Annotated in this window: 12 protein-coding genes; 8 read left to right on the top strand and 4 right to left on the bottom strand. The window is 55.1% G+C overall.

What is annotated here, in order from left to right; translation table 11 throughout:
• Window positions 1-13: 13 nt before the first annotated feature.
• Together C453_RS19660 and C453_RS20925 are read right to left on the bottom strand one after the other, a co-directional pair.
• Window positions 14-1138, bottom strand: coding sequence for a glycosyltransferase family 4 protein (locus C453_RS19660; RefSeq protein WP_083881622.1), 1125 nt, complete (start codon window positions 1136-1138; stop codon window positions 14-16).
• Window positions 1135-1869 (bottom strand): glycosyltransferase family 4 protein, encoded by a 735-nt coding sequence (locus tag C453_RS20925; RefSeq protein WP_338035952.1) that lies wholly within the window; start codon window positions 1867-1869, stop codon window positions 1135-1137. The genes C453_RS19660 and C453_RS20925 overlap by 4 nt, the downstream gene beginning before the upstream one ends.
• A 658-nt stretch (window positions 1870-2527) precedes the next feature.
• Between C453_RS20925 and aglF the strand changes: the two genes are divergently transcribed.
• The 8 genes from aglF (at window position 2528) to C453_RS16830 (ending at window position 9661) form a co-directional block, all read left to right on the top strand.
• Window positions 2528-3253, top strand: coding sequence for a UTP--glucose-1-phosphate uridylyltransferase AglF (aglF, locus tag C453_RS16795; protein WP_049907822.1), 726 nt, complete (start codon window positions 2528-2530; stop codon window positions 3251-3253).
• 72 nt (window positions 3254-3325) lie between these two features.
• A complete protein-coding gene (gene glmU, locus C453_RS16800) occupies window positions 3326-4489 on the top strand; it encodes a bifunctional sugar-1-phosphate nucleotidylyltransferase/acetyltransferase (protein WP_083881624.1) in 1164 nt (387 codons plus the stop codon).
• Between the two features lie 232 nt (window positions 4490-4721).
• Window positions 4722-6521, top strand: coding sequence for a glutamine--fructose-6-phosphate transaminase (isomerizing) (gene glmS / locus C453_RS16805; RefSeq protein ID WP_008326360.1), 1800 nt, complete (start codon window positions 4722-4724; stop codon window positions 6519-6521).
• Between the two features lie 188 nt (window positions 6522-6709).
• Complete coding sequence (locus C453_RS16810) at window positions 6710-7771, top strand: tubulin/FtsZ family protein (protein WP_008326362.1); 1062 nt, start codon at window positions 6710-6712, stop codon at window positions 7769-7771.
• 158 nt (window positions 7772-7929) lie between these two features.
• Window positions 7930-8484, top strand: coding sequence for a hypothetical protein (locus C453_RS16815; RefSeq protein WP_008326364.1), 555 nt, complete (start codon window positions 7930-7932; stop codon window positions 8482-8484).
• Entirely contained in the window at window positions 8477-8977 is a 501-nt protein-coding gene (locus C453_RS16820; RefSeq protein ID WP_008326367.1) for a metal-dependent hydrolase, read from the top strand. The genes C453_RS16815 and C453_RS16820 overlap by 8 nt, the downstream gene beginning before the upstream one ends.
• A gap of 68 nt (window positions 8978-9045) precedes the next feature.
• Window positions 9046-9252 (top strand): hypothetical protein, encoded by a 207-nt coding sequence (locus C453_RS16825; RefSeq protein WP_008326369.1) that lies wholly within the window; start codon window positions 9046-9048, stop codon window positions 9250-9252.
• 94 nt (window positions 9253-9346) lie between these two features.
• Window positions 9347-9661, top strand: coding sequence for a hypothetical protein (locus C453_RS16830; protein ID WP_008326371.1), 315 nt, complete (start codon window positions 9347-9349; stop codon window positions 9659-9661).
• A 406-nt stretch (window positions 9662-10067) separates the two neighbouring features.
• Here C453_RS16830 and C453_RS16835 read toward each other — a convergent pair whose 3' ends face one another.
• Window positions 10068-10460 (bottom strand): hypothetical protein, encoded by a 393-nt coding sequence (locus tag C453_RS16835; RefSeq protein WP_008326373.1) that lies wholly within the window; start codon window positions 10458-10460, stop codon window positions 10068-10070.
• Between the two features lie 68 nt (window positions 10461-10528).
• Window positions 10529-10843, bottom strand: a complete 315-nt coding sequence (locus C453_RS16840; RefSeq protein WP_008326375.1) for a hypothetical protein — start codon at window positions 10841-10843, stop codon at window positions 10529-10531.
• Between the last annotated feature and the right edge of the window lie 112 nt (window positions 10844-10955).

Raw genomic sequence — 10955 nt, forward strand, 5'->3', positions numbered from 1 at the left:
GGTTGATATTGGATTAGTATGGTAGCTTTTCGTCGACCATCTTTTCCCAAGAGTTGTTTTCTGCCCTCTGTTTCGCATTTCTCTGATACTCATCATACTGATTACTTTTTAGTAACTTATCGACGGCAGACGCTATCTCATCTGGTTGGGCTGGATCAACTAACAGCCCCTCTCGGCCATTCTCGATGATTTGGGTTAGACCACCAACATTAGTTGCTACTACCGGTGTTCCGGATGCCATTGATTCAAGAGCTGCAATGCTAGTGGCTTCTTTCAAGGACGGAAAAACAGAAACATCTGCTGAAGAATAGAGCTCAGGCATCTCTTCATAATCTACCTCTCCACGGAAGTTTGCATTTCTCATCTGATTATCGGCTTCAATAGTCCTTACAATTTCTTCTCTTTCCGGACCACTACCGGCAAAAACGACTTCAAAAGAATCCAAGTATTGGTCGAGGAATTTCATTGACTTGGCCAAGTGGATTACACCATTTTTCGGATACAACCGTCTTGGGCAAAGTATCGTATATTGGTCTGTAGAGACTCCAGAGGTATCTGTGAAAAACTGTGCTGGAACCCCATTAGAGATGTAAGATAGAGAGTTAATACGGTCCGTGTTAATTAATTCACGAACTTCTGACTTGATTTCATTACTCGGAGCGATTACATGACAGGATTGTTCCAGCATGTTTTTAAATAGGTAGTCCTTCCAAGTCCCACGGTTGTTTAAGAAGTACGAAGAATGAACAGTAGTCACAATGTCAACGCGATCAGAGGACATATTATTCATGTAGTTCACAAATGGAATTAGCTCAAAAGGCAAATCGTGGACATGAACAACGTCAATATTGAACTTATTAACAATCCGTTTTAGACTGTAAGATACAGGTATGCTGTTGACAGTATGATTTACGATATGCTCGGTAGATGCGATCCGATCGGAGCTACTTATTAAGTGGCCAGTGACAGGGTAATCTGCCTTTTTCTCAATTAATTCCCCATCACCAAGTGTTGCAATATGAACAGACTGTACGTTTGAGGAAGCTGCCTGTGCTTTACTCAATTCATGAACGTGTGTCTGTATTCCACCGGCAGCAGGCCAATACTTCTTGACAAAGTGTAATATGTTTTTACTCATTGATTTAGCTCCACGTATAATTTCTCATGCTTGTCTGCCGCGATTAAATGTGAGTAAACAGACTCTTTAGATAATTTTTTCGGGGCGTGATCAGAATCTAGCACTTGGAGAATTTCTTGTGAGAACTGCTCATTATCAGTTGGATCTGCAATTCTGCTAGATGGCCAGTCATCTAGTACTTCAGGAATTGCACCAAATTTAGATCCGACTATTGGTGTTCCACTTGCCATTGCTTCAATAGATACGCGACCAAAGGGCTCTGGCCAAACAGAGGGGTATAAAACAACAGAGGCTTGACTATACAACTGTAATATAGTATCTCTGTCAACATGTCCAACAAACCTTACTCGCCTACTAAGGCTAAATTCGGCTACGAGATCCTCAGCATCGGACCTTAATCTTCCATCACCGGCAACTATTAGTTCATACTCCTGAATTCGGTCAGAAATTAGACTGAACGATTTGATTGCTTCAAGAATACCTTTTTGTGGCTTAAGTGAACCCACAAATAGAAGTTCATTATTAGTATTTGACTGCGGTTCAGGATAAGAGTCCAAGAGTACAGAATTATAGATGGTAGTGACGTCGGTTGTGCTAAGTGAAGTGTTCGACACCAGGATATTTTTTATCAATTTACTTATCGAAATTACATGGTCAATATCAGAAAGTCCATTTTTTATCCTTTGTTGTATGCTTTGTCGGTATGCTGTTCTAACTAACCGGATTGGCATGAAATAACGACCGCGATTGGACAGTCTTGATGAGCATCGGGTTTCAGCGATAAGACTATCACAGCAATCGAGATCTGTACAGGAATTAAAGTCATTTCCCGTTGTGTGGCACATTGCATCACCTTCGCACAACCATTTATAGTCTCTTACCGTCCCTACTTTTGTAACATCTTGATTCTCAAGTTTTCCGACCGCAATATGTCCTGCAGAGTTGTGAGAGTGAATAACATCATAAGAGGACAAGTTGTGATTCTGTAACCAACTTAATAGGTCTCGTGCCGATTGGGACAACTCGAATTCACTATGGATCGAGTCTGATTTCACAGAATGTGCGGTGATAGATTGTCCTTCAATTTTCCAAGAATCAGTTCTTGTTTCGTCACCACAGTATAAACACTCGACTTGATGACCAATCTTAGATAGGCCAACTGCGACGTTTATTGCACTTCTCTCAGCGCCACTTGGGTTATTGAATGGTTTTTGATTCACAAATAGAATTTTCATCGATGTGTGTACCAAACACCAATTCCCTCAAACAAAAAGATGACTTATCCTAGAAGTGCAGAGCTATGATTATTAACTACGTGTCGTATGAATAATCGCGATTCATATACAATCATGCACAACACACATACAGGAAGGCGACACATCAAGGAGTATGAAAGCAGTCGTCCTAGCCGGTGGGAAAGGTACCCGTCTCCGACCACTGACCGATAACAAACCAAAGGGAATGGTCGAAGTCAACGACAAACCAATCCTCACACACTGCTTCGAGCAACTCGCTGACCTCGGTGCCGACGAACTCGTCGTCGTCGTCGGCTACCTCAAAGAGAAGATCATCGAGTACTACGGCGACGAATTCCAAGGGGTACCGATCACGTACGCCCACCAGCGTGAACAAAAGGGACTCGCCCATGCACTCATCACCGTCGAAGAGCACATCGATGACGACTTCATGCTCATGCTCGGCGACAACATCTTCAACGCTAATCTCGCTGACGTCGTCAATCGACAGCAGGAACAGCGTGCCGATGCTGCCTTCCTCGTCGAAGAGGTACCATGGGATGAAGCGGGTCGCTACGGAGTCTGTGATACGAACAAATACGGTGAGATAACAGACGTTATCGAGAAGCCTGAGGAACCGCCGTCCAACCTCGTGATGACTGGATTCTACACCTTCACTCCCGAGATTTTCCACGCGTGTCATCTCGTTCAACCGTCGAACCGTGGTGAATACGAAATTAGCGAGGCTATCGACTTGCTCATTCGCTCGGGGCGTACCATTGACGCCATCAAGATAGATGGCTGGCGGATGGACATCGGGTATCCAGAAGACCGTGACGAAGCCGAAGAGCGACTCACCCAAGCCGCTGAGGTACAGTAAGGTTCCTACGGTTAGCTTCCGAATTTTATATCAGAATATACAACTAAATCGTTCCACAGGTATTCAGTAGGTATGAACGCCATCATATTGGCTGCAGGCACAGGCACCCGCCTGCAACCACTCACGGACACACGCCCCAAAGCCATGCTCCCAATCGGCGACAAGCCGCTCTTGGAGCACATCGTCGACGCACTCCACAGCGCCGGAATCAACCAAATCACCCTCGTCGTCGGCCACAAACGCGAACGCATCCAGAGTCACTTCCAAAACGGCTCCGACTGGGACGTCGACATCCAGTACGCCGTCCAAGACAACCCCAGAGGAACAGGCGACGCGCTCCTCACAGCCGAACACGAGGTCAGCGAGTCGTGCATCGTCATCAACGGCGACCGAATCGTCGAACCGGAACTCATCGAGCGACTCATCCAGAAACACGAGGCCACGGGTGACGCCTGCCTCGCAGTCACCGAAGTCGAAGACCCACTGCAGTACGGCGCGGTCGAAATCGAAGCGGGCCAAATCACCGCCATCAAGGAGAAACCCGAACCACACGAAGTCACCTCGAACCTCGTCAACGCGGGCGTCTACGCCTTCGGTCCCGAAATCTTCGCTGCAATCCGGCAGACGGACCACTACGGCGAACTCCAACTGACCGACACGCTCAATCAGTACCTCGAATCGCACCCGGTACACGCGGTCCACTACGATGGGATGTGGCTCGAACTCTCCCGGCCGTGGGACCTCCTCTCGGTGAACAGCGGCATTCTCGCGAGAGACGACTCGACGGTCTCTGCCAGCGCCCACGTCGACGACGACGCGACACTCGGCGACCCCGTGGTCGTCGGCGACCACTCGCGTATCCAACCCGGCGCGCGAATCCTCCGAAACACCGTCATCGGCGAGAACGTGACCATCGGCGCGAATGCGGTGATAACGAACTCGGTCATCCTCGAAGACGCCGTCGTCGGACCGGGGACTGTCGTCAGCGACTCGATTATCGGCGCGGGCTCCGAAATCGGCCCACTGAACGCACTGGAAGGTGGCACGTCCAATATCGAAGTAAACGGCGAGCTACACACGGACGTCCGGTTCGGTGGCCTCGTCGGTGACGGCGTGACTACCGGAAGCAACGTTACAATCACCCCGGGCACAATCGTCGGCAACGAGGCCACAATCGAAAGCGGAAGCACGCTCTCAGAGCGAGTCCCTGGCGATGCGCACGTGTTCCGTGGCTAGCTGATAGTCGATTTCTCGAACGTCACTTCATCACGTCCCCGAACAACAACGTCTCACCTCCCGACTGCCACTCTTCACGCTCCGACCGCCACACTCTCCACACCCCGAAACACCACGTCCTCAGGAAATGACTAGTCGTTCCAGCAACACTAAATAGCCACGAGAGAGATGCCATATACTGTCAACATATCCCGACCATCAGGTGGGTAGTCGGGGCTACAGGGAGACATACATGTGTGGAATCATCGGTTACATCGGTTCGAACGAAAGTTCGTCAGTCCTCGTGTCGGGACTGAAGAACTTGGAGTACAGAGGATACGACTCGGCGGGGGTTGCACTCGTCAACGGCGACGTGGACGTCCACAAACAGGAGGGGACGATTGACGGTCTCACCGTCCCGTCCGACCCGGAGACGACCCACGGAATCGGTCACACACGCTGGAGTACCCACGGCGAGCCGACGGATGAGAACGCCCATCCGCACACCGACTGCAGTGGTGACGTCGCCGTCGTCCACAACGGTATCATCTCGAACTACCAGGAGCTGAAAGCCGAACTCAGTGGGCACATCTTCGAGAGCGACACCGACACCGAAGTCATCCCACACCTGCTCGAAGAGGAACTCGCACGGGGGGCAGACCTCCGGGCTGCCGTCACGCGCGTGCTCGACCGTCTCGAAGGGAGCTTCGCAATCGCGGCGACCCATGCCGACCACGAGGGAATCGTCGTCGCCCGTCACGACAGCCCGCTCGTCATCGGCCACGGCGACGAGGGGATGTACCTCGGCAGCGACGTGACGGCGTTCGTCGAGTACACCCGGCAGGTCTCGTACCTCGAAGACGGCGACATCGCTCACCTCTCCGCAGACGGCATCGAGATTTTCAACGACGGCGAGCGCGTCGAACGCGAGATTCAGACGGTCGACTGGGACGCCGACGCCGCAGGGAAGGCTGGCCACGACCACTACATGCACAAGGAGATTCACGAGCAACCCCACGCCCTCCGCCAGACCATCTCGGGGCGGGTCGACGAACTCGGCGGAAACGCCGACCTCGATATCGACCTCGACGACGACTTCCTCCGAACTCTCGACGAGATTCACGTCGTCGCCTGCGGCACCTCGCATTACGCCGGGCTGTACATGAAGGAACTCCTCGAATCGCTCGTCGACGTGACCGTTCGCGTGGACCTCGCAAGCGAGTACGAGGTTTACGACGGCCACGACGCAAGCCAGACGCTCGTCGTCGCCGTCACCCAAAGCGGCGAGACGGCAGACACCCTCTCTGCGATTCGCCGTGCCAAGGCCTCCGGGATGACCTCGTTCGCGGTGACGAACACCGTCGGCAGTACCATCACCCGCGAGGTCGACGATTCGCTGTTCATCAAGGCCGGTCCAGAAATCGGTGTCGCCGCCTCCAAGACGTTCGTCTCGCAGGTGACGACCCTCGCGTTGTTCACCACCTATCTAGGTCGCCTTCGTGGCACGCTCTCGGCCGAGGACGGTGCGGACCTCGTCGAACACATTCGTCAGCTTCCGAACGCCGTGCAATCGGTCCTCGACGCCGAACCGAAGATTCAGCGCCTCGCCGAGCAGTACGTCGACAGCGACGCGTTCTTCTTCATCGGTCGCGGCCTCGCCTATCCCGTCGCACTCGAAAGCGCGCTCAAACTCAAAGAAATCTCGTACGTCCACGCCGAGGGCTTCGCTGCTGGCGAACTGAAACACGGCCCCCTCGCACTCGTCACCGAGAACACGCCCGTATTGGCGTTCCTCAACGACGCCGCTGCAGCCGACGACACCGTGAACAACGTCAAGGAAGTCGAGTCTCGCGGCGCACCCGTCATCGGTCTCTCGACGCCCGACGAAACCAACTCCTTCTGTGAACACTCCATCGACGTCCCGGAACTCGGTCGACTCGAACCTCTCGTCGCGAACGTCGCGCTCCAACTGTTCGCCTACCACGTCGCCGACGAGATGGGCCGTCCCATCGACAAGCCACGGAATCTCGCGAAATCCGTGACTGTCGAGTGAGTCTCCCCACAGCGACAACCTGATACACGGTCGAGACGCGGCACTAAGATTCAAACCCCGACCCACAGACACGAACGAGGGCATACAACGGGGTTTACACTCGAAGGCCTACCCCCTCTGTACGCTCCGACGCCACTTCACGCAGGCGACCAGAAGATTCAGACGCCACTATATCATAGCCAAGAGACATGAAGGTATTCTGTTTTGGCGTCGGGGAATGTGGGAGTGAATTAGTTGACGCACTCACCAAATTCGAGCAAGACGGCCGCGCAGACTTCATCGTCGATGGGGTCGCCTGCAGCACGACAAGAACCGACTTCCAGTCGCTCGACACCATCCCGCAGTCGAAGCAACTCGTGTTCGGCGCTGGCGACACCGTCACCGACGCAGCACGAGCAGCCGAACTCGCAGAAGAGGACCACCGCCAATTACTCCGCGGGACCGACGATGCGCCCGTCTCACGGGCGGATGCCTTCATCATCTGTGCGGGGCTGGGCGAGGTGACGAGTGGCGCTGCACCAGTGCTCGCAAAGCGTCTCACACGCGTCCACGACCAACCCGTCTACGGTATCGGCGTCCTCCCCGAAATTGAGGAGACACACCGTGTCGAAACCGCCCTCCGCACGCTTCGGAAGTTCGTCGCTGCTACCGACCACGTCATCGGTGCCGACGCGGAGACCGCCGGGTCGACCGACGAAGCAGTCTCAGCGGTTACACGTCGCTTTGGAACGCTCTGTGCCGCCGGTGAGGGAGGCGACGGCATCGCCGAAAGCGTCGTCGACGCATCCGAGATTATCAATACGCTCCGCGGTGGTGGTGTCGCAACACTCGGCTACGCGACGAGCGAACTCCCAGAGAGTGACGCTGGCGGACTCACACAGACAGTCAAGCGACTCATCGGAGCCGACGAACCCGAACAAGTCGACGACCTCGACGCCCAGAACCGAATCACGACACACACGCGGGAGGCCCTCCTCGGCCAGCTTACGTTCCCGTGTGCGGTGGACACGACCTCGCGTGGGCTCGTCGTCGTGGGCGGGCCACCAGCGTGGCTCAACCGAAGTGCAATCGAGCAGAGTCGAAGCTGGGTCGAAGACGAGACGGAGTGCCTGGAAATTCGCGGTGGCGACTATCCACGGCCGTCTGCAAACCAACTCGGCGTGTTGGTGCTTCTCGCTGGCGTCTCTCCCGCCGAGCGAATCGAGGCGTTACGGGCCGCCGCCGGGGGTGACGAACAGACGACCGAGTAGCCACAGTCACCACGAGAGAACTGTCTCACGAACTGCTGACGAAGACACCTCAAGTAACCCTAACACAGGCGTCACCACGCAAGTCCACAGCGCGCTGGGCGCTCTCGTTTGCTCCCGACAGAAGGTTTCTTCTTCTCCCCACCGAGTACTCCTCTCCAATGAAAGACACACCGATGCGGCGGCTCGCGGGACTCCTCGCCCTACTGGGCTGTCTCTTCGCACTCACGGTCGCATTCGGTGCGCTCTCGCCTAACCCCGCAGTCGGTTCCTACCCAAATGGCCACCACCTCGGTGGCGACTACGACGCGTGGGTCGGCGAGAAAGCAGAAGTTTGGGGAACGGTCGTCCAAACTGACCCACTCGTCATCGAAGACGAGTACGGGACTGGTGAGTCGATTCACCTCGAACTCACGGACACGAACCTCGACCCCCAACTCGGCGAACGCGTCGCCGTCTTCGGCGTCGTCCAACCGGGCCACACCCTCCGGGTCGTAAACGCGTTCACCATCCCGGCGACGAACTTCACGTACATGTACCTCGTGTCGTTCGGGGCCGGTCTGTGGGTTCTCACGAGACTCGTTCGAACGTGGCGCGTCGACAGACGCACGTGGTCGCTCGAACCCCGGCCAACGCCACTTTCGTGGAGACGCCTACTCGGCGTCGACAACTCGGCAGAGCGTCGGACCTACCAGTCGGAGGGCGACGATGCCTGACTTACTGGCACACGTCTTCATCGCGTACAGTCTCGCCACAGTTGCATCGTGGCGCTACGAGTGGTTCACCAGCCCCTACGTGACAGTCGTCATGGCCGGCGCGTTCATCCCGGACTTGGCGAAGGGCCACTTGGTCCTTCCAGACGCTCGCGTCGAGCAACTCCTCGGTCTCCCATTCGACTGGTTCGGACTCCACACGCTTGGCGCAGTCATCTGTTCGGTGCTCGTTGGCGTCCTCGTCGTCCACGCGAGCGAACGACGGCGGGTCTTCTTCCTTCTCTCACTCGGGGCAGCCTCGCATCTCGTCGCCGACGGACTCCTGACGAAACCGTCGGGCGTCTCCCACCCGATGCTGTGGCCATTCACGCGCCTTCACCCCCCGACGCCGGGGCTGTACCTCAGTACCGACGTCGAGCCAGCGGTCTTGTTAGGCGCAGTTGCACTCCTCGTCGCAGTCGTCACGAAGTACCGCCAATCGACAGCCGAATCCTGACGACTATAGAATAGTATATAGTTGACATATCAGAGCATATTTGACCACGTCCGAGAATGATTGGAGTAATGGCAAGCGAGATCGAGGTCCCCCCGCACGTGGTTTCAGAGGGGTCGACGATTCGGCACGCGACGCTCTGTGAGGAACACGTCGTGACGGAGTTGACTGAGGAGATCGTCCGAACAGAGCGAGCAGACGGAACGACGTTCGTCTATCCCCGGTCAGAAATTGCCCTCGCCCTCTCGATGGGTCGATTCGAAATTGTCTCGTCCTAACAGCAGTGGTGGCTACGAATCGTCTTCGGCATCAACCCTCCCACCCAGCGACGCCTCTCGCCGCGCTTCGACAGACGGTGAGTCCAGTACACCGATGCTAATTCCGTCACACCTCAAACGGACGCTTGCCGCGAGCCTGTCGGGTGGGCTGGTCCTCTACAGTTTCATCGCCCTCGAAGAGCCTGCAGTGGGCCTCCCAGGCGTCGCTGGTATCGTCACGGCCTACACCACGTGGCGAAACGACGAAGCCTCACAGGCGGCTGTGCTCGTCGCATTCTGGGTCGTTCTCGGAGTTCTCCTCTGGTCGCCGAACCAAGTCCGCATCGTCTCGTCTGTGGCCGCAGTCAGCGTCGCGTACTTCGGCTGGTATGGTCTCCGAGGGCGAACGAACAGCATTGAAGACGGATAGTAAAACAGCAGTACGCTTGTTATACCCTGACCTCTCAATCGAGAGATCGTCGTTGCCATCGTTGTCTCGTTGGGTGGTAGTATTCCACATTTACAGCACTACTAGAAGACAGTATGAAATCGAATAGAGAACATAACACGCCTTGAAAACCAATAATATAGCATTTACGCACAAATGCCATAGATTGCTGTAGAGGTGCCAAATGAGGGTTAAAATTGATTTCTACAAGTTGGAAAATACCTAAAATCCCTACATTATACTACAAACAAACTCTAGACCTAGATATTAGACCACATCTCATTCATTATGGAGTCTAGAAACGAAATAGGTAATATTGTACTGCATAGGCAATATACATCCAACAAATCACATCTTCCACGAACCAGAATCCCCACAGCAGAGAGCGCTATCGCTTCCCGAATCGGATTCCGTCTTCGACCAGCCGTAAGTTTCGCTCGCGGTCGATGTGGGGGGCCAACCAGTCGTACTCCTGTAGTTGCAAAATCAGGTCGCCCTGCAGATTTCGCCAGGCAATCGCGTAAATCGGCGACTGTCCCCACGCTCGGAGTTCGGGAACGAACTCGTCGTATTTTTCGTAGTGGTCCTCCAGTCGCTCGATGGCGTCGACGACGTACGCGGCAGCCTCGGACTCGGTGTCGGCTTCGTCAATCGCTCGGTTGAGTCGCGTTTCGAGACCTCGTACCGCCTGCTGCATGTCCTGTGCGGCATCGCCATCCGGGTCTGGAAGCGAGTCGAGAATCGGCTTCGGGACACCAAGTGACAGCTCTTCTACGTCCATGGATTGCGGTGCGTGAGCAGATGCCAAAAAGGCGACGCCGCAATCGTGCTGTCGACTCCCGTACTCGCTTAAACCCGGTCGTACGAGGACTCGTCGTCAGACTGCGCTGCCGACGAAACCAACGCTTCGAAGTCTACGTCAGGGTCGTGTTGGCGGTCGCGGTTGTCGAGCGCTGCATGTCCTTTTGCCGTAATTTCGTACAGGCCAGAGTTCTCTGCGGGGCCGACGCGACGCACACAGCCGAAGTCGTCGAGTACACGAAGACGCGTGTTCATGTACGCACGCTTCTGGCCGAGTGCGACGCCGATGTTGACGGCGTTGTTTCGACCGTGCGAGGCGAGGTACTCGAGGATGGCGAAATCAGTGGGTTCGACGAGTTTCATAGTGCAGTGGGAAATGCGCGATTACTGAACAATCACCTATAGGTACATACCACCAGTAGAAAAGTGTGGCTTCTTTCGCACGTGCGACAGCCGTGTCGAACGCGAGCGCCGC

It is taken from the genome of Haloferax elongans ATCC BAA-1513 (genome assembly GCF_000336755.1).
Classification (GTDB): Archaea; Halobacteriota; Halobacteria; order Halobacteriales; family Haloferacaceae; genus Haloferax; species Haloferax elongans.